This is a genomic window from Streptomyces sp. NBC_00328, from assembly GCF_036139655.1.
Taxonomy (GTDB): Bacteria; Actinomycetota; Actinomycetes; order Streptomycetales; family Streptomycetaceae; genus Streptomyces.
In genome coordinates this window covers 3258807-3283200 of the sequence record NZ_CP108013.1, presented here as the reverse complement: position 1 = coordinate 3283200, position 24394 = coordinate 3258807, and the positions used below count along the sequence as shown (strand labels likewise).

Below are 24394 nucleotides of genomic sequence, written 5' to 3'. Positions count from 1 at the left end.
TCCCGAACGTCGTCCCGAACGTCGTCGTTCAAGCCCTCATCCGTACGTCGTCGCTCAGGCCCTCGTCCGCACGTCGTTCAGGCCTTCGTCCGCAGGACCACCGGTGACCCGCCGCGTCCCCGGCACCCACTGCGGCAGCGCGTACGGCAGCGCGCCGTACCACAGGCGTGCCACCAGGAAGCCGAAGGCGAGGCAGAGCGCGCCGCCCACCGCGTCCAGCCAGAAGTGGTTGGCGGTGGCGACGATGACCATGAGCGTGGCCGCCGGGTAGAGGACGCCGAGGATGCGTGCCCAGGGGGCCTTGGCCAGCGCGAAGAGGCTCAGCCCGCACCACAGGGACCAGCCGATGTGCATGGACGGCATCGCCGCGTACTGGTTGGACATGTGCTTCAGATCGCCGGAGGCCATCGAGCCCCAGGTCTGGTGGACCATGACCGTGTCGACGAAGGTGCTGCCGGTCATCAGACGGGGTGGCGCCAGCGGGAAGAGGTAGTAGCCGACGAGCGCCACCACCGTGGTGGCGAAAAGTGCGAGACGGGCCGCCGCGTAGCGGCCGGGATGACAGCGGTACAGCCAGACCAGAACACTCAGTGTCACCACGAAGTGCAGGGTCGCGTAGTAGTAGTTCATCCCGATGATCAGCCACCCGACCGAGTTCACCGCGTGGTTGACCGATTCCTCGACGGCGACCCCGAGGTGGTGCTCCATCCGCCAGATCCAGTCCGCGTTGCGGAGCGCTTCGTGTCTCTGCTCCGGCACGGCGTTGCGGATCAGCGAGTACGTCCAGTAGCTCATGGCGATGAGCAGGACTTCGAACCAGACGCGGGGACGACGCGGGGCCCGCATACGACGCAGGAGTCTGTTCCCCGCCTTCTCCTCCGCGACGGGCTGTGGAGCGGCCTGGTTCCGGCCTTCCAGTGTCGTCACGGTCGAATCACCCATAGGCGCAGAGTCTGCCAGAAAAGCCTTCCCTCACCGATGATGCTCCGGTCGGGTTCTGGCCGCACTTTCTACGCCTGTGGGAGTGCTTCGCCCCCTTTGTCGTCCTGCTCAGGGACGATTTCGGTCCCCAGGGGCAGAAGCGGTCGAACCGCGCACCACGAGTTCCGGCATGAACACGAATTCGCTGTGCGGCGCGGGCGTCCCGCCGATCTCCTCCAGCAGCGTGCGCACCGCGGCCTGGCCCATCGCCGGCACCGGCTTGCGGACCGTCGTGAGCGGCGGGTCGGTGAAGGCGATCAGCGGCGAGTCGTCGAATCCCACGACCGAGATGTCCGTGGGGACCTCCAGGCCCCGCTGACGTGCCGCCCGTATCGCACCGAGCGCCATCATGTCGCTGGCGCAGACGATCGCCGTGCAGCCGCGGTCCATGAGCGCGCTCGCGGCGGCCTGGCCGCCCTCCAGCGTGTACAGAGAGTGCTGGACCAGCCGCTCCTCGACGTCCGCGGGGCTCAGGTTCAGCTGCTCCTGCATCGTGCGCACGAAGCCCTCGATCTTGCGCTGCACCGGCACGAACCGCTTGGGGCCGAGGGCCAGTCCGATGTTGGTGTGCCCGAGGGAGGCGAGGTGGGTGACCGCGAGAGCCATCGCGGCGCGGTCGTCCGGCGAGATGAACGGCGCCTGCACCTTCGGCGAGAAGCCGTCGACCAGGACGAAGGGGACACCGCGTCCCCGAAGCTGCTCGTAGCGCTGCATGTCGGCCGAGGTGTCGGCGTGCAGTCCGGAGACGAAGATGATGCCGGCGACCCCGCGGTCGACCAGCATCTCGGTCAGCTCGTCCTCGGTGGAACCGCCCGGAGTCTGGGTCGCGAGCACGGGGGTGTAGCCCTGGCGCGTCAGGGCCTGCCCGATCACCTGCGCGAGGGCAGGGAATATCGGGTTCTCCAGCTCGGGGGTTATGAGGCCCACCAGGCCCTCGCTGCGCTGCCGCAGACGCACCGGGCGCTCGTAGCCCAGTACGTCGAGCGCGGCCAGGACGGACTGCCGCGTGGTCGCGGCGACGCCCGGCTTCCCGTTCAGGACGCGACTGACAGTCGCCTCACTGACCCCCGCCTGGGCTGCGATGTCGGCAAGCCGTGTGGTCACAGGATTGGACTGTACCGGTCGCATCTCACCCTGCCCACCAACCAGACGCCGTGTGCGGGCGGTCGATCGGCCCGCTCCGGGCTGCTGCGTCATCGCGCTCCCTCGTGTTCTGGTCGGCTCGGTGTCCCGTGCGTGCGCCGCGCGGGAAGGGGTGGCTCCTGCAAGGCACTGACGGCCGATGATCCCCGTACGCGCCACCCGTGGCAAGAGCTTGCAGAGTCTTGCACAGACGTCCGTATGTCTGCTGAGCGGCCTGGTAGCGGGGTTTCGGGACGGCTGCCGCGAGGTCACGGGCCCATAACTGTCGTCAGGTCTTGCACTTTTTTGCTGCAAGGTCTTTCGCGCCGCTTACATCGCTGTTACGTTCACGTCGCCCGGCGGACGCAACGGCGCAGTCGGCAAGTCGGCAAGGGGACCGGGCGGGACCGGTTCCCCACCTACTCGGGCTTTCACCCTCAAGGAGAACTCATGCGGCGTGGCATAGCGGCCAGCGCGCTGGTGGCGTCTTTCGCCCTCGCGGCGACGGCCTGCGGCGGCAGCGGCAGTGACAGCAGCGACAAGGCCAGCGGGCCGGTCACCATCACGTGGTGGGACACGTCCAACGCCACCAATGAGGCGCCGACGTACAAGGCCTTGGTCAAGGAGTTCGAGGCCGCCAACAAGAACGTCAAGGTCAAGTACGTCAACGTGCCCTTCGACCAGGCGCAGAACAAGTTCGACACGGCCGCCGGTGCCTCCGGCGCCCCGGACATCCTGCGCTCCGAGGTCGGCTGGACCCCGGCCTTCGCGAAGAAGGGCTACTTCCTGCCGCTCGACGGCACCGCGGCCCTCACGGACCAGGCCAAGTTCCAGCCCAGCCTGATCGAGCAGGCCAAGTTCGACGGCAAGACGTACGGTGTGCCGTTCGTCACCGACACCCTCGCGCTCGTCTACAACAAGGCGCTGTTCGAGAAGGCCGGTATCAAGGAGGCCCCGAAGTCCTGGGCCGACCTGAAGACCGCCGCCGCGACGGTCAAGAAGAAGACGGGCGTCGACGGCTACTGGGGTTCGACCCAGGCCTACTACGCGCAGTCCTTCCTGTACGGCGAGGGCACCAACACCGTCGACGCCGACGCCAAGAAGATCACGGTGAACTCGGCCGAGGCCAAGAAGGCGTTCGGCACCTGGCAGGGTCTGTTCTCCGGCAAGGGCCTGCACAAGGCGGACACCACCGCCGACGCGTACGCCCACATCCAGGACGCCTTCGTCAACGGCAAGGTCGCCTCGATCATCCAGGGCCCGTGGGAGATCACCAACTTCTACAAGGGCTCGGCCTTCGCGGACAAGGCGAACCTCGGTATCGCCACCGTCCCGGCCGGCTCCACCGGCAAGGCGGGCGCCCCGACCGGCGGCCACAACCTCTCCGTGTACGCGGGTTCGGACAAGGCCCACCAGGCGGCCTCGCTGAAGTTCGTCAACTTCATGACGTCGGCGAAGTCCCAGGCGACCATCGCGCTGAAGAACTCCACGCTGCCGACGCGTGAGGACGCCTACACCGCCGAGGTCAAGGCCAACCCGGGCATCGCCGGCTACCAGGGTGTGCTCGCCGCCGCCCAGCCGCGCCCGGCGCTTCCTGAGTACGGCTCCCTGTGGGGCCCGCTCGACACCGAGCTGCCGAAGATCGCGGGTGGCAAGGAGTCCCTGGACAAGGGCCTGAGCAACGCCGAACTGGCGATCGCCAAGCTGGTCCCGGACTTCAGCAAGTAGGCCCGTGCGGCCGCCGGATCTGATCCTTTCCCGGCCCGACTTCCGTCGGGCCGGGGGGACCCCCACAGTGGGGGAACGGAACCGGCGGCCACCGGCTGTGTGCGCCCAACTCCTGATCTTGCAGAAGGTGTCGAACCATGACAGTCGCCATCGACCGCGCGACCGGCAAGCGCCGCGGTGACCGAGCACCGCGTCCCGGCCGGATGCAGCGTCTCAAGCACTCGTACCAGAAGTACTGGTACGCGTACGCGATGATCGCCCCGGTCGTCGTCGTACTCGGCGGATTGGTGCTCTATCCCCTGGTACGGGGCCTCTATCTGACGCTGACGGACGCCAACAGCCTCAACTCGGCCCGCACGATCGGCGTCAACCACATCGACGCCACCTACAAGTTCATCGGTCTGGACAACTACAAGGACATCCTGTGGGGTCCGACGTCGTACGACCGCTTCTGGTCGCACTTCATCTGGACCATCGCCTGGACCGCCATCTGCGTCGCCCTGCACTACTGCGTCGGCCTGGGCCTCGCGCTGCTGCTCAACCAGAAACTGCGCGGCCGTACGGTCTACCGGCTGATCCTGGTGCTGCCCTGGGCCGTGCCGACCTTCGTCACCGTCTTCGGCTGGCGCTTCATGCTCGCCGACGGCGGCATCATCAACTCCATGCTCGACGCGGTGCACCTGCCGGCGCCCTCGTGGCTGGAGGACACCTTCTGGCAGCGCTTCGCCGCGATCATGGTCAACACCTGGTGCGGTGTCCCGTTCATGATGGTCTCGCTGCTCGGCGGACTCCAGTCCATCGACGCGACGCTGTACGAGGCCGCCGAGATGGACGGCGCCAACAAGTGGCAGCAGTTCCGCTTCGTGACCCTGCCGGGTCTCAGGTCGGTCAGCTCCACCGTCGTGCTCCTCGGCATCATCTGGACGTTCAACCAGTTCGCCGTGATCTTCCTGCTGTTCGGCAGCACGGCACCGGACGCGCAGATCCTCGTCACCTGGGCCTACTACCTCGGCTTCGGACAGCAGCCGCGTGACTTCGCTCAGTCGGCGGCCTACGGCATGCTGCTGCTGGCCATCCTGATCGTCTTCACCTCCTTCTACCGCCGCTGGCTGAACCGCAATGACCAGCAGCTCGCGATCTGAGGCAGGAGTCTCCATGAGTACCACCACACTTCAGACGCCTCCGGCCGACCAGGCCACCAGGTCCGTCGAGCCGCCCCGCCCGGCGCGCCAGCGGGGTCGGCGCAGCCTTGCCGGCTCGCTCGTCTCCCACGGCATCCTGACCGTCGCGAGCCTGGTCGCGCTGTTCCCGATCGCCTGGCTGGTCTACCTGTCCCTCGGTCCGGACAAGGACGACTACCTGCACCCCGGACGCATCTGGGACACGATGACGTTCGACAATTACACCTTCGTGCTCCAGAACACGAACTTCTTCGAGTGGATGAAGAGCTCGCTCATCGTGTCGCTCGGCACCACGGTCGTCGGCGTGATGGTCGCGGCCACCACCGGCTACGCGGTCTCGCGCATGCGCTTCCCCGGCTACAAGAAGTTCATGTGGGTCCTGCTGGTCACCCAGATGTTCCCGATCGCCGTACTGATCGTGCCGATGTACCAGATCCTCTCGGACCTGCAGCTCATCGACAGCTACTTCGGTCTGATCCTCGTCTACTGCTCGACGGCGGTGCCGTACAGCGCCTGGCTGCTCAAGGGCTACTTCGACACCATCCCGTTCGAGATCGACGAGGCCGGCCGGGTCGACGGACTGAGCCCCTTCGGCACCTTCTTCCGGCTGATCCTGCCGCTCGCCAAGCCGGGTCTCGCGGTGGCGGCCTTCTACAACTTCATCACCGCGTTCGGTGAGGTCGCCTTCGCCTCGACGTTCATGCTGGACGACTCGAAGTACACCTTCGCCGTCGGACTCCAGAGCTTCGTCAGCGAGCACGACGCGCAGCGCAACCTGATGGCGGCCACCGCCGTGCTGGTCGCGATACCCGTCTCCGCCTTCTTCTACCTCGTGCAGAAGAACCTGGTGACCGGACTCACCGCGGGCGGCACGAAGGGCTGATCCGCCAGGACGCCCCAGAACGCCCCAGACTCCCGCGCGCTCCTCGCGCGCGGGTGGCGGCCGCGGTGCCCATCCGACCCCGCCGGTACCGCGGCCGCCTCATCTCTTCCCCCGCCCCGAAGCCTTCCGCCCCGTGCTTCCGGCCTCGCGCGAGCAGGGGTCTGCCCCCACAGCCGATTTCCTCCCCATGCCCGGCAGCGCCCGGACGCGGGGACCCTCATCGCATCAAGGACGCCATGAGCCAGCACTCCGCCGACCAGGCCCCGAACTCCGTTCTCGCCACCGTCGCCGCGCATCGCGACTGGTGGCGCGACGCGGTGATCTACCAGGTCTATCCGCGCAGCTTCGCCGACAGCAACGGCGACGGCATGGGCGACCTGGAGGGCGTACGTTCCCGACTCCCGTACCTGCGCGACCTCGGCGTGGACGCCGTGTGGCTCAGCCCCTTCTACGCCTCGCCGCAGGCCGACGCCGGCTACGACGTGGCGGACTACCGGGCCGTCGACCCCATGTTCGGCAACCTGCTGGACGCCGACGCCCTGATCCGCGACGCCCACGGTCTGGGGCTGCGCATCATCGTCGACCTCGTGCCCAACCACTCCTCGGACCAGCACGAGTGGTTCAAGCGCGCGCTGCGCGAGGGCCCCGGCTCCTCGCTGCGCGACCGCTACCACTTCCGTCCCGGCAAGGGCGAGAACGGCGAACTGCCCCCCAACGACTGGGAGTCCATCTTCGGCGGCCCGGCCTGGACCCGGGTCACCGAGCCCGACGGCACCGCCGGCGAGTGGTACCTGCACCTCTTCGCGCCCGAGCAGCCCGACTTCAACTGGGAACACCCGGCCGTGGGCGACGAGTTCCGCTCGATCCTGCGGTTCTGGCTGGACATGGGCGTCGACGGCTTCCGTATCGACGTCGCGCACGGCATGGTCAAGGCGGAGGGTCTGCCGGACCTCGGTGACAGCGACCAGCTCAAACTGCTGGGCAACGATGTCACGCCGTTCTTCGACCAGGACGGCGTCCACGACATCTACCGGCAGTGGCGCACGATCCTCGACGAGTACTCGGGCGAGCGCATCTTCGTCGCCGAGGCGTGGACGCCCACCGTCGAGCGCACCGCGAACTACGTGCGCCCCGACGAGCTGCACCAGGCCTTCAACTTCCAGTACCTGGGCTCCCACTGGGACGCGGCCGAGCTGCGTGCGGTGATCGACCGCACGCTCGACGCGATGCGCCCGGTCGGCGCCCCCTCCACCTGGGTGCTGTCCAACCACGACGTGACCCGGCACGCCACCCGGTTCGCCAACGAGGCCGGCCTCGGCACCCAGATCCGCACCGCGGGCGACCGGGAGCTCGGGCTGCGCCGGGCCCGGGCGGCGAGCCTGCTGATGCTGGCGCTGCCCGGCTCCGCCTACGTGTACCAGGGCGAGGAGCTCGGCCTGCCGGACGTCGTCGACCTGCCGGACGAGGTGCGTCAGGACCCGGCCTACTTCCGGGGCGCCGGACAGGACGGCTTCCGCGACGGCTGCCGGGTGCCGATCCCGTGGACCCGTGCCGGCTCCTCGTACGGCTTCGGCGACGGCGGCAGCTGGCTGCCGCAGCCCGCAGAGTGGGCCGAGCTGAGCATCGAGGCGCAGACCGGCGTGGCCGGTTCCACCCTGGAGCTGTACCGCGACGCGCTCGCCGTCCGGCGTGAGCGTGCCGACCTCGGCGCGGGCGACGGCGTCACGTGGCTGACCGCACCCGAGGGCGTTCTCGCCTTCCGGCGCGGTGACTTCGTCTGCACCGCGAACACGGGGAACAAGGCCGTGACCGTTCCCGCGTACGGCCGGGTGCTCGTCTCCAGCGGCGAGGTGACCCTGTCGAAGGACGGCGAGGCGAAGCTGCCCGCCGACACGACCGTGTGGTGGGCCGTCTGACATACGCCTGAGCGGTGCTCCGGTCCTGACCACCGGAGCACCGCTCGTCCGACGGGCGGTCGGCACACGTACGGAAAGCGGTGCTCCGGGACCTGACGGCCGGAGTACCGCTTCCGTGTGTCCGCCTGCTTCCGGGTCGCTCATGACGTACTCGGCGCCCGAGCCCGTGGTGTGGGCGCGGTTGCCCCCGGACTCCCCGTCGTACGCGGACGACGTGCCGCGCCCGCGGAAGTCGCCGCCGTCATCGGCCGAAGGCATCAAGAAGACATCGGAACGCGTCAGATCCGCCGGTGACCAGGGTCGCCCGCCGCCGGGCCGCCCTCCAGCACCGGGCGCCCGTGCAGCTGTACGGCGTTGAGTATGTGTTCGCCCATGGGATCGGAGTCCAGGTGGGGATGGGCGTCGATCCGGAGGCGGCGCCCGCCATGGGAGATCACGTGGTAGGCGAGCACCTTGCCGCCGAAGAGCTTGGTTCCGTGGATCTGCCGTGAGAGCACGAGGCGGTCGACGTCGCCCCAGGTCACGGCGAGAGGACGGCCGTAGGAGGTGTACACGACACCGTTGGTGTACAGATGCGTGCGGACGAACCCCTTGGGCATTCTCCACAGCATGACCGGAAGCGCGATGATCGACAGGAAGAGCGCCGCGAGCAGGCAGAGCACCAAGGTGGTCACCAGCTTCTGAAGGCCCGGGATGCCGGTCCCGGTCTTGCTCAGGACCCAGTTCACGCCCCACAGCGCTCCTACGATCAAAGCGCCGACGGCCACCGTGGCGACCACGATCTCCAGCGGGCTGGTGTTCTTGCGGGTGAGGACGTGATCGCCCAGGGAGCGCTCAGCCGCAAGGCGGGTGACGCGGGCGGACGGGGCGTACCCCTTCATCTCCGCGGCATCGGGGAACCGCTTGATGACGGCGACACCCAGGACCGTGACGGCCAGACCCGCGAGAAGGACGGTGGCGGCGGACAAGGCCGGGGTGTCGCCGAAGACCAGCACTCCCAGGCCGTACAGCATCGTTGCCAGCCCGCCGCACACCACCAGCAGCATTAGGCAGCCCAAGTTCAACAGGGGCCCCTCGGAGTGTTGTTGCGCTTCGTCCGTCATGGCGCCCCCAGGGAAATCGTGGATGTCGACGCCGAATGTAGCCGTTCTCCGGCGGCCGGCCGGGCTTCCTTCCCCTCGGCGACAGTGGCTCCGGCACCGTCCGCTGTTTGGCCGCGGGGGCGCGGGGAGGTGACCTATGTGGAGCGTGGGACCGCTGAAGGGGGCGCGTCAATAAGGGAGTTGGAAGTTCTTTCGACATCTTGCTGAAACATGATTGCAAGCGGTACGTTCCGATCCCCCCACCCGCACGACGAAGTGCAGGAGTACACACATGGCAAGGAAGACGCTTGCCGCCTCGTTCGCCCTCGTGGCGGGCCTGGCGGTCTCGGTGACCGTTCCCCCCGGTTCGGCGGCGGCCTCGCCGCCCGGCACCAAGGATGTCACCGCCGTCCTGTTCGAGTGGAAATTCGACTCGGTCGCCAAGGAATGCACCAACACACTGGGCCCCGCCGGATACGGCTACGTCCAGGTCTCCCCGCCCGCCGAGCACATACAGGGCTCGCAGTGGTGGACCTCGTACCAGCCCGTGAGCTACAAGATCGCCGGACGGCTCGGCGACGCCACCGCCTTCAAGAACATGGTCACCACCTGCCATGCGGCCGGTGTGAAGGTCGTGGCGGACACCGTCATCAACCACATGGCGGCCGGATCCGGCACCGGCACGGGCGGCTCTTCGTACACGAAGTACAACTACCCGGGCCTCTACTCCTCGGCCGACATGGACAACTGCACCTCCTCCATCAGCGACTACACCAACCGCGCCAACGTCCAGAACTGCGAACTCGTCGGACTCGCCGACCTGGACACCGGCGAGGAGTACGTCCGCTCGGCCATCGCCGGCTACATGAACACCCTGCTCGGCTACGGCGTCGACGGCTTCCGCGTCGACGCGGCCAAGCACATGCCGGCCGCCGACCTCGCCAACATCAAGTCCCGGCTGAGCAACCCGTCCGTCTACTGGAAGCAGGAGGCCATCTACGGCGCGGGCGAGGCCGTCCAGCCCACCGAGTACACCGGCAACGGTGACGTCCAGGAGTTCCGCTACGCCTACGACCTGAAGCGGGTCTTCAACAACGAGAACCTCGCCTACCTGAAGAACTACGGCGAGGGCTGGGGCTACATGAGCAGCTCGGTCTCGGCCGTCTTCGTCGACAACCACGACACCGAGCGCAACGGCTCGACGCTCAACTACAAGGACGGGGCGAACTACACCCTCGCCAACGTCTTCATGCTCGCCTACCCCTACGGCGCCCCCGACATCAACTCCGGCTACGAGTGGTCCGACGCGGACGCCGGACCGCCCAACGGCGGCACGGTCAACGCCTGCTGGCAGGACGGCTGGAAGTGTCAGCACGCCTGGCCGGAGATCAAGTCGATGGTCGCCTTCCGCAACGCCACCCGGGGGCAAGCGCTCTCCAACTGGTGGGACAACGGCAACGACGCGATCGCTTTCGGCCGGGGCGGCCAGGGCTTCGTGGCCATCAACCACGAGACCTCCTCGCTGAGCCGGACGTACAGCACCTCGCTGGCCGCGGGAACGTACTGCAACGTCCAGAACAACACGAGCATCACGGTGAACAGTTCGGGCCAGTTCACGGCGACGCTGGGTGCCAACACGGCACTTGCCATCTACGCGGGCAAGTCCAGCTGCTGAAAAGCCTTTCCGTATGTTGCAAGACTCTTGCTGTAAACCTTGCGTGAGCGATACGGTCACGCGGGCGTTCGGCATCGTGGCCGAAACGCTGCGCGGGGTCGGACCCGAGTACGCCGTAATCGCTAGGAGTTCACGACTGTGGACCTGATACCGAGAGGGTCGGCGAGCCGCTCCAGCCGTCCCAGGCTGCGTGCAGCCGTCCTCGCCGCCGCACTGGCCGTATCGCTTGCGCAACCCCTTGTGGCGCGGGCCCAGACCCCGCCCGCACCGCCGTCGGACGCGAAGCTCGCCGCCGAGCCGTCACGGCACGACTCCACCCGTGACCAGTTCTACTTCGTGATGCCGGACCGCTTCGCCAACGGCGACACGTCCAACGACAAGGGCGGACTGACCGGTTCGAGGCTGTCGACCGGGTACGACCCCACCGACAAGGGCTTCTACCAGGGCGGCGACCTCAAGGGCCTGACGAAGAGGCTCGACTACATCAAGGGCCTCGGCACCACCGCCATCTGGATGGCGCCGATCTTCAAGAACCAGCCCGTCCAGGGCACCGGCAAGGACGCCTCGGCCGGCTACCACGGTTACTGGATCACGGACTTCACCAAGGTCGACCCGCACTTCGGCACCAACAAGGACCTGGAGACGCTGATCTCCAAGGCCCACGCCAAGGGCATGAAGGTCTTCTTCGACGTCATCACCAACCACACCGCCGATGTCGTCGACTACGAGGAGAAGTCCTACAACTACCTCTCCAAGGGTGCCTTCCCGTATCTGACCAAGGACGGGAAGCCGTTCGACGACGCGGACTACGCGGACGGCCGCCACGGGTTCCCGTCGGTGGACGCCGACTCCTTCCCCCGCACGCCGACGGTTCCCGCCGCGAAGAAGAACGCCAAGGTCCCGTCGTGGCTCAACGACTCGACCGTGTACACCAACCGCGGTGACTCCACCTACGCCGGCGAGTCCACCACGTACGGCGACTTCTCCGGCCTCGACGACCTGTGGACCGAGCGTCCCGAGGTCGTCAGCGGCATGGAGAAGATCTACGAGAAGTGGGTCGAGGACTTCGGCATCGACGGCTTCCGGATCGACACCGTGAAGCACGTGAACATGGAGTTCTGGACGCAGTGGGCGACCGCCCTCGACGCGTACGCCGCCAGGCACGGGCGCAAGAACTTCTTCATGTTCGGCGAGGTCTACTCCGCCGACACGTCGATCACCTCCCCGTACGTGACCCAGGGCCGCCTCGACGCCACGCTCGACTTCCCGTTCCAGGACGCCGCCCGCTCCTACGCCTCGCAGGGCGGCAGCGCCCAGAAGCTGGCGTCCGTCTTCGGCGACGACTACAAGTACACGACCGACAAGGCCAACGCCTACGAGCAGGTCACCTTCCTCGGCAACCACGACATGGGCCGCATCGGGTACTTCCTGGACCAGGACAACCCGAAGGCGACCGACGCCGAACTGCTGAAGAAGGACAGGCTCGCCAACGAGCTGATGTTCCTCAGCCGCGGCAACCCCGTCGTCTACTACGGCGACGAGCAGGGCTTCACCGGCTCCGGCGGCGACAAGGACGCCCGGCAGACGATGTTCGCCTCCGAGGTCGCCGACTACCTCGACGACGACGAGATCGGCACCGCCCGCACCCACGCGAGCGACGCCTACGACACGAGCGCGCCGCTGTACAAGACGATCAGTGCTCTCTCCAAGCTGCGCAAGGACAACCCGGCCCTCACCGACGGCGTCCAGACCGAGCGGTACGCCGCGGACGGCGCCGGCGTGTACGCCTTCTCCCGCACGGACGCCAGGACCGGCACCGAGTACGTCGTCGCCGTGAACAACGCCGACGAGGCGAAGTCGGCCACCTTCGCGACGGGCTCGGCGGACATGAGCTTCCGCGCCGTATACGGAACGTCGGACCCGGCGAAGAGCGACGCGGACAAGAAGGTCACGGTCACCGTGCCGGCCGGTTCGGCGATCGTCCTCAAGGCCGCGGGCAAGCTCGCCGCCCCCGCGACCAAGCCCACGCTGACGCTGAAGGCCCCCGCCGCGGGCGCCACCGGCACCGTCGAACTGTCGGCGGACGTCACCGGCGGACAGCTCGACCGGGTCGTCTTCGCCGCCCAGACCGGCAACGGCGCCTGGCGCACCCTCGGCTCGGCCGACCACGCCCCGTACAAGGTCACCCAGGCCATCGGCGAGGACGTACCGGCCGGAACCGCCCTGCGCTACAAGGCCGTCGTCGTCGACTCGGCCGGACGCACCGCGAGCGCGACCGCGGAGTCCACCACCGGCACCGCGCCCGCCGCGGAGATCCCGACGGCCTCCTCGCGCGACTACGCGGTCGTCCACTACAAGCGCACCGACGGCGACTACACCGACTGGCGCCTGTACACCTGGGGCGACATCGCCGACGGCGAGTCCACCACCTGGCCGGCCGGCCACGACTTCATCGGCCGCGACGCCTACGGCGCCTTCGCCTACGTCAAGCTGAAGCCCGGGGCCTCCAGCGTCGGCTTCCTGGTCATCGACAAGGACGGCAACAAGGACGTCGCGAGCGACCGCACGATCGACGTCACCAAGACCGGCGAGGTCTGGGTCGAGCAGGGCAAGGACACCGTTCTCACCGAGCAGCCCGACCTGCCCGCCCAGGACAAGGCCAAGGCGGTCATCCACTACCACCGCGCCGACGGCGACTACACCGGCTGGGGTCTGCACACCTGGACCGGGGCCGCGACGCCCACGGACTGGACGAAGCCGCTGGAGCCGGTGCGCACCGACGCCTACGGCGCCGTCTTCGAGGTGCCGCTCGCCGAGGGCGCCGGCAGCCTCAGCTACATCCTCCACAAGGGCGACGACAAGGACCTGCCCACCGACCAGTCGCTGGACCTCACGGCCAACGGCCACGAGGTGTGGCTGCTCGGCGGCCAGGAGAAGTACCTGCTGCCGCAGCCCAAGGGCAGCGCGGCCGCGCTCGACCTGACCACCTCCAAGGCGGTCTGGATCGACCGCTACACGGTCGCCTGGAACGGCTCCGACGCCGCCGTCTCCACCCAGCTCCTCTCCTCCCGCGACGGCTCGATCGCCGTCAAGGACGGCGGGCTGACCAGCGACGACGAGCGCTGGCTGCGGCTGGGGAAGACCACCCTCACCGACGCCCAGAAGGCGAAGTTCCCGCACCTGAAGGCGTACACCGCCTGGTCGATCGACCCGCGCGACCGCGACCGGGTGCGCTCCGCTCTCGGCGGCCAGCTCGTCGCCTCGCAGCGGGCCGCGAACGGCGCCGTGCTCGCGGCGACCGGCGTGCAGATCGCCGGAGCCCTCGACGACCTGTACCCCGCGACGAAGGCGCACCTCGGGCCGGTCTTCCACGACGGTGTCCCCACCCTCTCGGTGTGGGCCCCGACCGCGCAGTCGGTCGGCCTCGACCTCGACGGCTCCACCGTCGCCATGAAGCGCGACAGCGCCAGCGGCGTCTGGTCCGTCACCGGCAAGCGGTCCTGGACGGGCAAGCCCTACCGCTACGTGGTGAAGGTGTGGGCGCCGACCGTCCGGAAGATCGTCACCAACAAGGTGACCGACCCGTACTCGGTGGCCCTGACCACCGACTCGAAGCGCAGCCTGGTCGTCGACCTCGGCGCCAAGTCCCTCGCCCCGTCCGGCTGGTCCTCGCTCAAGAAGCCCAAGGCCGTGCCGCTCAAGGACGCGCAGATCCAGGAACTGCACGTCCGTGACTTCTCGGTGGCGGACAAGACCGTCCCCGCGAAGGACCAGGGCACCTACCTCGCCTTCACCGACAAGAACAGCGACGGCTCGAAGCACCTGAGGAAGCTGGCCGCGTCCGGTACCTCGTACGTGCACCTGCTGCCCGCGTTCGACATCGCCACCATCCCCGAGAAGAAGGCGGACCGGCAGAGCACCGACTGCGATCTGGCCTCCTACGCCGCCGACTCCGAGAAGCAGCAGGAGTGCGTGGCGAAGACGGCCGCCAAGGACGCCTACAACTGGGGCTACGACCCGTACCACTACACGGTCCCCGAGGGGTCCTACGCCACCGACCCCGACGGCACCGGGCGCACGGTCGAGTTCCGCAGGATGGTCAAGTCGCTGAACGAGGACGGCCTCAGGGTCGTCATGGACGTGGTCTACAACCACACCGCCGCCAGCGGCCAGGCCGACACCAGCGTCCTCGACAAGGTCGTCCCCGGCTACTACCAGCGGCTCCTCGCCGACGGCAGCGTCGCCAACTCCAGCTGCTGCTCCAACACGGCGACCGAGAACGCCATGATGGGCAAGCTGGTCGTCGACTCGATCGTCACCTGGGCCAAGGAGTACAAGGTCGACGGCTTCCGCTTCGACCTCATGGGACACCAGCCCAAGGCCAACATCCTCGCGGTCAGGAAGGCCCTCGACGGGCTGACCATCGCCAAGGACGGCGTCGACGGCAAGAAGATCATCCTGTACGGCGAGGGCTGGAACTTCGGCGAGGTCGCCGACGACGCCCGTTTCGTCCAGGCCACCCAGAAGAACATGGCGGGGACGGGCATCGCGACCTTCTCCGACCGTGCCCGTGACGCCGTCCGCGGCGGCGGCCCCTTCGACTCCGACCCCGGGGTCCAGGGCTTCGGCTCCGGCCTGTACACCGACCCCAACTCCTCCACCGCCAACGGCACCCCGGCCGAGCAGAAGGCCCGCCTGCTGCACTACCAGGACCTCATCAAGGTCGGTCTGACCGGCAACCTGGCGGCGTACCGCTTCACCGACACCGCGGGCAAGGAGGTCAAGGGCTCCGAGGTCGACTACAACGGTCAGCCCGCCGGCTACGCGGCCGCGCCCGGCGACGCGCTCGCCTACGCCGACGCGCACGACAACGAGTCGCTGTACGACGCGCTGACGTACAAGCTGCCCGCGACGACGAGCGCCGCCGACCGGGCCCGGATGCAGGTCCTGGCGATGGCGACGGCCACCCTCTCGCAGGGGCCGTCCCTCTCCCAGGCCGGCTCCGACCTGCTGCGCTCCAAGTCGCTGGACCGCAACTCCTTCGACAGCGGCGACTGGTTCAACGCCGTCCACTGGAACTGCCAGGACGGCAACGGATTCGGGCGCGGGCTGCCGATGGCCGCGGACAACACCTCGAAGTGGCCGTTCGCCAAGCCGCTGCTGACCTCCGTCACGGTGGGCTGCGAGCAGATCGACGGCACCTCGGCCGCCTTCCAGGACCTCCAGCGGATCCGTACGGGCGAGAAGGTCTTCTCGCTCTCCACGGCCGCCCAGGTGCAGTCGCAGCTCTCCTTCCCGCTGTCGGGCAAGGACGAGACCCCCGGAGTGATCACGGCGCGCCTCGGCGACCTCGTGATCGTCTTCAACGCGAGCCCGGAGAAGCAGAAGCAGACCGTCGGTTCGCTGGCCGGTTCGGCGTACGCGCTGCACCCGGTGCAGGCGAAGGGCGCGGACGCGGTCGTCAAGTCCTCGTCCTACGCGAAGGACACGGGCTCCTTCACCGTTCCGGCCCGCACCGTGGCGGTGTTCACCCGGACCCCGTGACAGCGACCCCGTGACAGGGGCCTGACCCGATGGGGCGGCCCCGGACACCCTGAGCACGACGGGTGTCCGGGGCCGCCCTCATCAGTCTGCGGGGCCGGCGCTGCGGCTAGGGTGATCACGACTGTCCCTGAACAGGAGTGCTCATGCCGCAGATCACCGTCGACTACTCCGCACCGCTCGAAGACGCCTTCGACCGGCGCGGATTCGCCCTGGCGCTGCACGCGGAGGTGGTCGAGACGGCCGCCGCGAAGATCGGCGCGTGCAAGACGCAGTTCCGCCCGACCGAGGACACCGTCGTCGGCGCGGACACCGGCGGACACGCCGTCGTCCATGTCACCCTCGGCCTGCTCGCCGGGCGGACCGAGGAGGTCAAGGCGAAACTGACCGAGGCCGTACTGGAGCTGCTGAAGACTCATGTGAAGCCCGCCGAGGGGCTGGAACTGCACGCCTCGGCCGAGGTGCGCGACCTCGACCCGTCGTACCGCAAGTTCGAGGCGTAACGCCCTGGCCCCTGGCCTCGGGTCTCAGGCCTCGGGCGGCGCGGCGAGCGCGAGCAGCCGGACGACGAGGTCGGTGAACGGCCCGTCGCCCGGCTCGCCGCTGAGGCCCTTGCGTAGCAGCGCGGCGACCTCCGGGTCGTAGGCGGCGCTCACCGACGCCAGGGCCGCGAAGTCGTGCACGAGCTGCACCTCCAGCTCGCCGCGCGGAATCCGCCGGCCGTCCAGCCAGATCAGGGCGGTCGACTCGACGAGCGAGATCCAGGAACGGATCACCAGCTCCAGCCGGGCGGGCGGGTCCTCGACCTCCAGATGCGACAGGATCTGGAGGTAGGCCGCCTGCCGTACGGCGTCCACGAGCGCGTTGGTGGTCGACGAGCCGACGGCCGGGCCGCCCCGCATCAACGCGGCGAAACCGGGCCCGTGGTCGTCCACGAAGTCGAAGAAGCGGCGCATCACCCGCAGCAGCCGCGCCCCCAGCGGACCTTCGCGGGACTCCACGAACCGGCCCGCGAGGTCGTCCGCCGCGCGCTGCAACGCCGCTTCGTACAGGCTGAGTTTGCCCGGGAAGTAGTGGTACACCAGCGGTCGGGAGATGCCCGCGGCCGAGGCTATCTCGTCGATGGAGACCTCGTCGGGCGAGCGTCGGCTGAACAGGTCGAGGGCGACGCCGATGAGCTGCTGCCGTCGCTCCTCGACACCCATCCTGCGGCGTACCCCGGTTGTCATGCGGACACTTTACCGATCGGATCCGGCCCGGATCGGGCCGGGACGGGCGGCGGATGTTCACATGTCCAGCACGATTCGCTCACCTCGTGTCCGCGAGACGCAGATGAGCATCGAGTCGTCACGTTCCGCGTCCGTCAGCAACTCGTCCCGGTGCTCGATCTCCCCCTCCAGGACCCGCTGCCGGCAGGTTCCGCAGAATCCCTGCTCGCAGGAGTAGAGCGTGCCGGGCAGCTCGGCGCGGACCGCGGCGAGGACCGTCGAGCCGGCGGGCACGGTCACCGTGCGTCCGCTGCGCCGCAGTTCGACCTCGAAGGCGGTGTCGCCCCCGTCCGGCGCGCGGGCGGTGAACCGTTCCAGGTGCAGCGTCGCGTTCGCCGGGATCCGTGCCTCGACCGCCGCCGTGAGCCCGTCCGGTCCGCAGCAGTAGACCGCCGTGCCCGGGACGAGATCCGCGAACAGCGCGTCCAGGCCGGGCAGTCCGTCCTCGTCCTCGGCGACGACGGTGACCTTCGAGCGGTCCAGTTTCCGGATCTCCTCCAGGAACGGCATCGAGGCGCGTGTCCGGCCGCCGTACAGCAACCGCCAGTCGGTGCCCTCCGGGAGGGCCCGCAGCATCGGCAGGACCGGGGTGATCCCGATCCCGCCCACGACGAAGACGTACGCCGGCGCGTCCACGAGCGGGAAGCGGTTGCGCGGTCCGCGCACCTCGACCCGCATGCCCTGACGGAGATGTTCGTGCACCTCGCGCGATCCGCCCCGGCCGTCCTCGACGAGCCGGGTCGCGAGGGTGTAGGAGGAGCGGTCCTCCGGGTCCCCGCACAGGGAGTACTGCCGGACGAGTCCCGAGGGCAGCACCAGATCGAGATGGGCTCCCGGCTCCCAGGGCGGCAGCCCGGCTCCTTCCAGGCGCAGCAGGACGACACCGTCGGCGACGCGCTCGTGCCGGGCGACCAGCAGCCGCAGGGCCCGGGTGCGGGGCCGGCCGGAGCGGGGATCCTCCAGGGCGGGCAGCGGCCACAGCGGTGACGCCCCGATCCGGCGGCGCAGCGCACGCCGAGCGAGCACGGCCGCGCCGGCGACGGCGACGACGGTCCCCAGCCTGGGCATCACGCGGCACCCGTGTTCTTCTCGGCGGCCGTCGCGGCCGGGGAGGAGGCCAGGTAGGCGACCGCCTGCTCGGTGGAGGCCTCCTGCGAGGGGTGGTAGGTGCGGCTGAGATAGCGGGGGACGGACCTCAGCAGGTCCCCGGTCGGCGGCAGCACGCCCCGTTTTCCGCTGGTGTAGAAGTCCTTGAAGCTCGCCCTGCCGTTCACGAGCGTCGGATCGTTCTCCATGAAGAACCGGGCGCCGCGCTGCCACAGGAAGACGAGGACGGTGAAGGCGGTCGCCCAGGTCCGCGCCCGCCGCCGGTAGCTGCCGTCGACGTGCAGGAACAGGTCGAAGGCCACCGAGCGGTGCTCGACCTCCTCCGCGCCGTGCCAGCGCATCAGGTCCAGCATGACCGGATCGGCGCCGCGCCGGTCCAGCTCCTCGGCGTTCAGGATCCAGTCGCCGAGGAAGGCGGTGTAGTGCTCGATCGCGGCGATCAGGGCGACGCGCTCCAGCAGCCACCAGCGGCGCGCCCTGCCCGGGGGCAGCGTCCGGTCGCCGAGCAGTTTCTCGAAGAGCCAGTCGACCTGCGCGGTGTACGGCGTCGGGTCGAGCCCCTGCTCCGCCAGGTGGGGCAGCACCTCGTCGTGCGCCTGCGAGTGCGTCGCCTCCTGCCCGATGAACCCGATGACGTCCTGGCGCAGCCGCTCGTCACGGATGAGGGGCAGGACCTGCCGGTAGACGTGCACGAACCACCGCTCGCCGGCCGGCAGCAGCAGGTGCAGCACATTCATGGTGTGCGTGGCGAACGGTTCGTCCGGCACCCAGTGCAGCGGTGTGTCCTCCCACGAGAACGACACCTTCCGTGCCTTGAGAGCCGTCCGTTCGGACTCGACCGGCCGGGGCTGCCGGGCCTGCGTGTTGGACATGGCGTCAATGTACTGACGGGTAGGCGCCCGGAGAAGCCCTGTGCGCCCACTTGTTTACGTCCATGTCAGCAATCCGCGCCGGGTGTCCGGTCCATTGTGGCGTACGGGCGTTCAGCGCAGCCCGCTGATGCGCCGGCCGTCCGTCAGGGTTCCCTTCAGCTCGGCCCGCGCTCCTTGCGCCGCCCGAACGGTGAGCAGGGGCCCCGTGGCGGAGCCGCGCACCCCGCCCGTCGAGGCGACCGAGGCCGTCCCCTTGCCGCCGGCCGCGAGGAGGTACCACGTCCCCGCACCGGACTTCCACAGCACGCCGGCGAGCACATGCGGATCGCGGGAGCCGCAGGCCGGGGAGTTCTCGGCCTGCGCCACGACCGCCCCGTACCTCCCGCCGGGGGTGCGGAACTGGGCCAGCACCCGGGGACCGCCGCCCCGCCAGGTGTCGGCGCGGGTGCACAGCCAGGTGGCCGGTCCGCTCCCGTCCGGCAGTGGCTGGCTCGCGTACCGCCAGGCGTTCACGGTCCGCACGCCCTGCGAGCGCATGGAGGCCAGCGAGCACGCGAAGGGCGCCCAGTCCCGCAGGTTCTGCGCTCCCGCCGCCTCCCGGGGCGCGGCCGGCCGGCCCGCGGTGAGATGGGCCGGGATCAGCTCGCCGAGGTCGGAGAGCAGCCGGGTGCCCGAGGCGTCCTCGACCTGGAGGACGTTCCACGACGTGCACGCGCCGGTTCCCGGCGCTCCGGCCAGCGGAGAGGTGGAGCCGTCCGCGGACAGGGTGAGGTCCATCGCCCCGGCGGAGGGCTTCAGCAGGTCGCGCTCGGCGGTCCTGGTCACCCAGGGGGCGGTCAGATAGCGGACGTTGCCGTCGGTCCGGCTCAGTACCACCGCGCTCGCCTCCGCCCCGGTCGCGCCGTCGGCCCGCGCGAAGTCGAGGGCCGCGCCGCCCGTGCCGTCCTTCGGCTCGGCGTAGCGCGCGATGCGCAGACCGTCGTAGAGGAGCACCACGTGGGCTTGGTCGACATCGCCCGCGTACAGCAGGTGGGGAGGTCCGGGCGGAGGGCCGGAGGGTGTGCCGGGCGCCGCCGAGACGTGGACGGACTCGCCGGGCCGGGCCCAGACGGCGAGCGCGCGGCGCAGCAGGGCGGTGTCGTCGACGAGGCCACCGCGCGCGGGCCAGACGGAGAAGTCGGTGCGGGCGGAGGACTCCCAGGCCGCGGGCGCCACCCGCGCCAGCCGGGCCGGGTCGAGCGCGGCCTCGGCGGCCGGGTTCTGCGCGTAGGAGGGGGCCGCGGCGCCGTCCGGGCCCCAGCCGTCGCCAGGCAGCGCGAGGAGCGCGCCGCACACGGCCACGGCGGCGGTGGCGGCGAGCGCGGCCTTCAGGTGCTGCCTGCGCCGCATCAGATCGGTGGGCCGGGCCTGAAGGGAGCAGGCGTCGAACTCGGGGGAGTCGAGCAGCGCGTCCCGTGTCTCGACGCCCGAGGCCTCCTTCAGCGCCGCGGCCGGGTCCTCGACTCCCGCGGCCGCCAGCACCTGGCGCAGCCGCGGGTCGGACAGCTTCTCCAGACCGCGCAGCACATACGCGGCGCGAGCCGGCCCCGAGAACGCGGACAGCCGCTGTTCCAGGGCGAGTTCGTCGGCGCCGCCCGAGCGGGGGAAGAGCCGCAGGCCCCACACCAGGGGGAGGAACGGCGGAAGCTGGGACCGCTTGGGCCACGCCCGCCGCCTGAGCGGCAGTCCCGCCTCCAGCGCCGTACGCACCACCTGGAGGCGTACGAAGGCGTAGCCCGGGTCGCCGTCGCGGCCTCCGCCGCCCTGCTGGGCCGGGATCACCGACGCGTCGCCCGCCGCCCGGCCCCGTGGCAGGGCGCGCTGGGTGAGGGCGTGCGCGGTCAGTACGCGCCGGTTGCGGCCGAGGCCCGGCGGAAGCATCAGATAGGCGAGCCGGACCAGCCGCGGGTAGTGCTCGACGAGGGCGGCCTCGGCCTGCTCGACGTCGACGACGGCTCCGGAGGAGGGTGCGGGGCGCGGGGCTACATCCTGTGACTGCACGTTCAGCAGAACGAGCGAATCGCCGGATGGTCACCGGACCCGCCGAGGACCCGGTCCGGGGACTCAGTCCGAGGATTCCCCGGGTTCCACGAGAAGGCGCGCGTAGTTCGCCATCGACCGCTGGTAGCGCGGCAGATGGGGGGCCAGCGCGCCGATCACCAGGGCCAGGCCCTCGCGTTCGCGGCCGAGGTCGGCGAGACAGAGCGCCAGACAGGCCCGCACCGCGTCGTCCAGCTCGTCCGAGGGTCCGACCAGTTCCGGGGTGAGGAGCTTGACGCCCTCGTCCGCCTGTCCGATGTTCCGCAGCGAGCTGGAGAGCTGGATCTTCGCCCGGCGGCCCTTGTACCCGCTCAGGCCCCGGGCGAGTGCCTCCCGGTACAAGGGGACGGCCTTGTCGGAGTGGCCGGTCGAGTCCCAGGCGCAGGCCTGCTCGAAGGGGCCGAGGGGGCTGTCCGCGGGCAGTTCGGCGGCCAGCGCGTCGATCACGGCCCGGAAGTCCGCCGCCCGCTCTTCCTCGTAGTCGTCGAAGCCGGCCCAGGCCGCCGTCGTACGCTCTTCCCAGTCTTCGTTCACGGGTGCCACCCTCGCACAGCCGTGTCCTGGGCGGTACCGGGTTCCCCGTCCGCCGAAGGGGCGGATTGAGCACCGGGCGGCCCGGAGCCGTATCGAAGACAGAGCCCCTGCCGGGGCTCTTCTCGGCGTGAAGGCCGACAGGTACCGGAGGAACGTATGAGGTTGACACGCGGGAAGCTTCTGGCCGGGGCCGCAGCGGCCGCCCTGCTGGCACTGACGGGCTGCGGCGGATCGGACGGCAAGGACGCGGCGGCGAAGGAGACCGTCCCGGCCACGGCGACCGGCAGTCTGGAGGAGCTGGCCGCCGAGGTGAAGTGCAAGCCGAGCATCCAGACCGACGCGGACGAGATCCGCCAGGGTGTCTGCAAGATCAGCACCGGCAAGTTCATCCTGGCGACCTTCGCCACCGACCGTGGCCAGCGCGAGTGGCTCGACGGGGCCAAGGACTACGGCGGCTCGTACCTCGTGGGCGCCAAGTGGGTCGCCGTCGGGGACCAGAAGATGGTCACGACGCTGCGTGGCCGGCTCGGCGGGAACCTGGAGCAGGGGACCTCGCACCACGCGGGAGGCAGCGGTGCCGGGGGAACCGGGACAGGGCACTCCGGTCACAGCGGCTGACCGCGCGGGACCCGGGAACGAGAAGAAGGCCGGTGGCGGGAGATCCCGCCACCGGCCTTCTCAGGTGTTGCTCACAACTCAGGTGTTACTTGCAACGCTGACCGTTGTTGATGCAGGTGACCATCTTGTTCATCGTGGCGTCGTCGAAGACGTTGATGAAGTCGTCGTGGTCGGTGGTGGCCTTGTGCAGCTGCTCCGGGAAACCGTCCACCGCGTAGGCGTTCTTGATCTGCCCGTTGGTGAGGGTCGGGGCCCGGAAGCCGTAGACCAGGCGCATCGTGAGCTGCGGGATCGCCTTGAAGCCGTTGGCGCAGTTGCCCTGGGCGTCGGCGAAGGCCACGTGCGTACGGTGGTTCGCGCTGTCGGCGTTCACCCCGTCCCAGCAGCTCTGGAAGGCGAAGGTGCGGACCACGGTGCTGCCGCGCGGGCAGATCGGGTACTGCGCCGTGAGCTGCACCTTGTTCTCGAAGCCGGTGCAGCTCCAGTGGGCGTTGGCGTTCGCGAGACCGTTGGTCGTGGTCTTCGCGTCACCGGTGATGATGCGCATGAACTTCGGCATCGCGACGACCTTGCTGGTCGGGCTGCCGACGAACTTGATCTGCGCCTGCCTCACCTGCTGGATCGCGCCGACGTTGAGTTCCTTGCCGCCGCCCAGGTTGTTCTGGTCGAAGTCCTGCGTACCGTTCTGGATACGCACGACCGGCCAGAAGTACGACGACTTGTCGCCCTGGTTGGCGCAGGACGTCTGGGCCGCCGCGAAGGTGTCGTTGGTGGCGAAGGCGTCGTTCGACTGGTTGCCGACGTAGTCGTGCAGGTGGTGCGCACCGTTGGTGACACCGGGCGCCACGATCACGTTGTCCGTGTTGAACTTCTTGTTCGCGTTGACACCGCAGGACGTGCTGAACACACCGGACGAACCGGCCGCCCCGGTCTGCGGCTTGCGGGCGACGTTCGGCTGGACCTTCGTGATGTCGACGAAGTCGGCCGCGACCGGACCGTTGCCGGCCTGTCCGCCGTTGCCCGCCTGCGCACCGCCGCCGGCGGCGGGGGCGCTCGCACTCGCGGAGGCACCGGCGCCCGCACCGGCACCCGCGCCCGCACCGGCACTCGCGCCGGCGGACGGAGCGGCCGTGGCGCCGCCGTTGTTCTGCCCGCCGTTGTTCTGTCCGCTCGCGGGCTGTCCCGTGCAGGTGGAGAGACCGTCGAGCCAGCCCGGAGCCTTGCCGCCGACGCGGTTGATCTCCAGCTTGATCCGGTCGATGATCACCGACCGGTTCTGCTTGAGCGGCGTGAGGATGGAGTTCTGGACGAAGCTCGCGTCTCTCGTCTGCGCGTCACGCGTGGTCGCGAGCCGCTGGTAGGCGGCGGTGATCTGCTGGTCGAGCGTCGCCAGTTCCCCGTCGACCTCGCCCCGCGCCTGCTTCGGGACGTTGGACAGCTTCTGGCCGACGTCCGGACACTGGATGGTGGCCACCTGCGCGCCCGCGGCCTTGGTGGTGTTTCGGCCCGAGTTGTTGCTCTCGTGTGCCGAGGCGTAGAAATTCGCCCAGACCAGCCCACCCCCGCCGATCGCGAGCGCTGCCGACGCGGCAACGGCGCGAATGGCCAGCGGCGAACGTCGTTTTCGAATGTTGCGTCCCATGGAACTCCTCTGACTTCCTTGCGGGGCAGCGAGGCGCCCGACAGGAGTGAAGCGGCTCCTTTCCATACGCGGGAGGTGCGTGAGGTGTTCAGGGGTCTCGAAAGAATCTTAGAAAGTCGTGAGGCCAATTCGGTCACAATGGCCCCAGAAGCCCGCGAATTAACG

At 69.4% G+C, this 24394-nt stretch carries 17 protein-coding genes; 8 read left to right on the top strand and 9 right to left on the bottom strand.

Annotation, left to right across the window (positions count from 1 at the left end):
* Nucleotides 1–54 precede the first annotated feature (54 nt).
* Together OG485_RS14365 and OG485_RS14360 are read right to left on the bottom strand one after the other, a co-directional pair.
* Nucleotides 55–942 carry a phosphatase PAP2 family protein gene (locus OG485_RS14365; protein WP_328668709.1) on the bottom strand — a complete coding sequence of 296 codons (888 nt, stop codon included), beginning with the start codon at nucleotides 940–942 and terminating at the stop codon, nucleotides 55–57.
* Nucleotides 943–1050: 108 nt separating this feature from the next.
* Nucleotides 1051–2085, bottom strand: a complete 1035-nt coding sequence (locus OG485_RS14360) for a LacI family DNA-binding transcriptional regulator (RefSeq protein ID WP_328668708.1) — start codon at nucleotides 2083–2085, stop codon at nucleotides 1051–1053.
* A 468-nt stretch (nucleotides 2086–2553) separates the two neighbouring features.
* Between OG485_RS14360 and OG485_RS14355 the strand changes: the two genes are divergently transcribed.
* The 4 genes from OG485_RS14355 (at nucleotide 2554) to OG485_RS14340 (ending at nucleotide 7811) form a co-directional block, all read left to right on the top strand.
* Nucleotides 2554–3831: an extracellular solute-binding protein gene (locus OG485_RS14355; RefSeq protein ID WP_326788173.1), complete on the top strand. Its 1278-nt coding sequence runs from the start codon at nucleotides 2554–2556 to the stop codon at nucleotides 3829–3831.
* Nucleotides 3832–3968: 137 nt separating this feature from the next.
* Nucleotides 3969–4973 carry a carbohydrate ABC transporter permease gene (locus OG485_RS14350; protein WP_328668707.1) on the top strand — a complete coding sequence of 335 codons (1005 nt, stop codon included), beginning with the start codon at nucleotides 3969–3971 and terminating at the stop codon, nucleotides 4971–4973.
* Nucleotides 4974–4986: 13 nt separating this feature from the next.
* Entirely contained in the window at nucleotides 4987–5895 is a 909-nt protein-coding gene (locus OG485_RS14345) for a sugar ABC transporter permease (RefSeq protein ID WP_328668706.1), read from the top strand.
* A 236-nt stretch (nucleotides 5896–6131) separates the two neighbouring features.
* Entirely contained in the window at nucleotides 6132–7811 is a 1680-nt protein-coding gene (locus OG485_RS14340; RefSeq protein ID WP_326788176.1) for a glycoside hydrolase family 13 protein, read from the top strand.
* A 278-nt stretch (nucleotides 7812–8089) separates the two neighbouring features.
* Here the strand turns inward: OG485_RS14340 and OG485_RS14335 are convergent, their stop codons facing one another.
* Nucleotides 8090–8875, bottom strand: coding sequence for a hypothetical protein (locus OG485_RS14335; protein ID WP_328668705.1), 786 nt, complete (start codon nucleotides 8873–8875; stop codon nucleotides 8090–8092).
* Between the two features lie 310 nt (nucleotides 8876–9185).
* On the opposite strand from OG485_RS14335, the gene OG485_RS14330 reads away from it, so the two are divergent.
* The 3 genes from OG485_RS14330 to OG485_RS14320 all read left to right on the top strand — a co-directional run bounded on the left by OG485_RS14330 (nucleotide 9186) and on the right by OG485_RS14320 (nucleotide 16612).
* Nucleotides 9186–10568 carry an alpha-amylase gene (locus OG485_RS14330; RefSeq protein ID WP_328668704.1) on the top strand — a complete coding sequence of 461 codons (1383 nt, stop codon included), beginning with the start codon at nucleotides 9186–9188 and terminating at the stop codon, nucleotides 10566–10568.
* A 144-nt stretch (nucleotides 10569–10712) separates the two neighbouring features.
* The gene (gene pulA / locus OG485_RS14325; protein WP_443048914.1) at nucleotides 10713–16112 is read left to right on the top strand and encodes a pullulanase-type alpha-1,6-glucosidase; all 5400 of its coding nucleotides are present in this window, start codon (nucleotides 10713–10715) and stop codon (nucleotides 16110–16112) included.
* Nucleotides 16113–16255: 143 nt separating this feature from the next.
* The gene (locus OG485_RS14320; protein WP_328668702.1) at nucleotides 16256–16612 is read left to right on the top strand and encodes a 5-carboxymethyl-2-hydroxymuconate Delta-isomerase; all 357 of its coding nucleotides are present in this window, start codon (nucleotides 16256–16258) and stop codon (nucleotides 16610–16612) included.
* A gap of 24 nt (nucleotides 16613–16636) precedes the next feature.
* Here OG485_RS14320 and OG485_RS14315 read toward each other — a convergent pair whose 3' ends face one another.
* The 5 genes from OG485_RS14315 to OG485_RS14295 all read right to left on the bottom strand — a co-directional run bounded on the left by OG485_RS14315 (nucleotide 16637) and on the right by OG485_RS14295 (nucleotide 21969).
* Complete coding sequence (locus OG485_RS14315) at nucleotides 16637–17338, bottom strand: TetR/AcrR family transcriptional regulator (RefSeq protein WP_328668701.1); 702 nt, start codon at nucleotides 17336–17338, stop codon at nucleotides 16637–16639.
* A 57-nt stretch (nucleotides 17339–17395) separates the two neighbouring features.
* Entirely contained in the window at nucleotides 17396–18445 is a 1050-nt protein-coding gene (locus OG485_RS14310; RefSeq protein ID WP_328668700.1) for a PDR/VanB family oxidoreductase, read from the bottom strand.
* Nucleotides 18445–19356 carry a metal-dependent hydrolase gene (locus OG485_RS14305; RefSeq protein WP_328668699.1) on the bottom strand — a complete coding sequence of 304 codons (912 nt, stop codon included), beginning with the start codon at nucleotides 19354–19356 and terminating at the stop codon, nucleotides 18445–18447. Before OG485_RS14305 ends, OG485_RS14310 begins: the two co-directional genes overlap by 1 nt.
* Before the next feature lie 111 nt (nucleotides 19357–19467).
* Nucleotides 19468–21396: a hypothetical protein gene (locus OG485_RS14300; RefSeq protein ID WP_328668698.1), complete on the bottom strand. Its 1929-nt coding sequence runs from the start codon at nucleotides 21394–21396 to the stop codon at nucleotides 19468–19470.
* A gap of 63 nt (nucleotides 21397–21459) precedes the next feature.
* Nucleotides 21460–21969, bottom strand: a complete 510-nt coding sequence (locus tag OG485_RS14295) for a tetratricopeptide repeat protein (protein WP_328668697.1) — start codon at nucleotides 21967–21969, stop codon at nucleotides 21460–21462.
* A 156-nt stretch (nucleotides 21970–22125) separates the two neighbouring features.
* Between OG485_RS14295 and OG485_RS14290 the strand changes: the two genes are divergently transcribed.
* Nucleotides 22126–22587: a hypothetical protein gene (locus OG485_RS14290; protein ID WP_328668696.1), complete on the top strand. Its 462-nt coding sequence runs from the start codon at nucleotides 22126–22128 to the stop codon at nucleotides 22585–22587.
* An 85-nt stretch (nucleotides 22588–22672) separates the two neighbouring features.
* Here OG485_RS14290 and OG485_RS14285 read toward each other — a convergent pair whose 3' ends face one another.
* The gene (locus tag OG485_RS14285) at nucleotides 22673–24229 is read right to left on the bottom strand and encodes a DUF1996 domain-containing protein (protein WP_328668695.1); all 1557 of its coding nucleotides are present in this window, start codon (nucleotides 24227–24229) and stop codon (nucleotides 22673–22675) included.
* Between the last annotated feature and the right edge of the window lie 165 nt (nucleotides 24230–24394).

Bases quoted from the DNA above. Each gene is read 5' to 3' on its own strand.
- OG485_RS14305 (WP_328668699.1), bottom strand. From the start codon at position 19,356: ATGTCCAACACGCAGGCCCGGCAGCCCCGGCCGGTCGAGTCCGAACGG.
- OG485_RS14310 (WP_328668700.1), bottom strand. From the start codon at position 18,445: ATGCCCAGGCTGGGGACCGTCGTCGCCGTCGCCGGCGCGGCCGTGCTC.
- OG485_RS14315 (WP_328668701.1), bottom strand. From the start codon at position 17,338: ATGACAACCGGGGTACGCCGCAGGATGGGTGTCGAGGAGCGACGGCAG.
- OG485_RS14340 (WP_326788176.1), top strand. From the start codon at position 6,132: ATGAGCCAGCACTCCGCCGACCAGGCCCCGAACTCCGTTCTCGCCACC.
- OG485_RS14345 (WP_328668706.1), top strand. From the start codon at position 4,987: ATGAGTACCACCACACTTCAGACGCCTCCGGCCGACCAGGCCACCAGG.
- OG485_RS14290 (WP_328668696.1), top strand. From the start codon at position 22,126: ATGAGGTTGACACGCGGGAAGCTTCTGGCCGGGGCCGCAGCGGCCGCC.
- OG485_RS14355 (WP_326788173.1), top strand. From the start codon at position 2,554: ATGCGGCGTGGCATAGCGGCCAGCGCGCTGGTGGCGTCTTTCGCCCTC.
- OG485_RS14285 (WP_328668695.1), bottom strand. From the start codon at position 24,229: ATGGGACGCAACATTCGAAAACGACGTTCGCCGCTGGCCATTCGCGCC.
- OG485_RS14330 (WP_328668704.1), top strand. From the start codon at position 9,186: ATGGCAAGGAAGACGCTTGCCGCCTCGTTCGCCCTCGTGGCGGGCCTG.
- OG485_RS14320 (WP_328668702.1), top strand. From the start codon at position 16,256: ATGCCGCAGATCACCGTCGACTACTCCGCACCGCTCGAAGACGCCTTC.
- OG485_RS14365 (WP_328668709.1), bottom strand. From the start codon at position 942: ATGGGTGATTCGACCGTGACGACACTGGAAGGCCGGAACCAGGCCGCT.
- OG485_RS14350 (WP_328668707.1), top strand. From the start codon at position 3,969: ATGACAGTCGCCATCGACCGCGCGACCGGCAAGCGCCGCGGTGACCGA.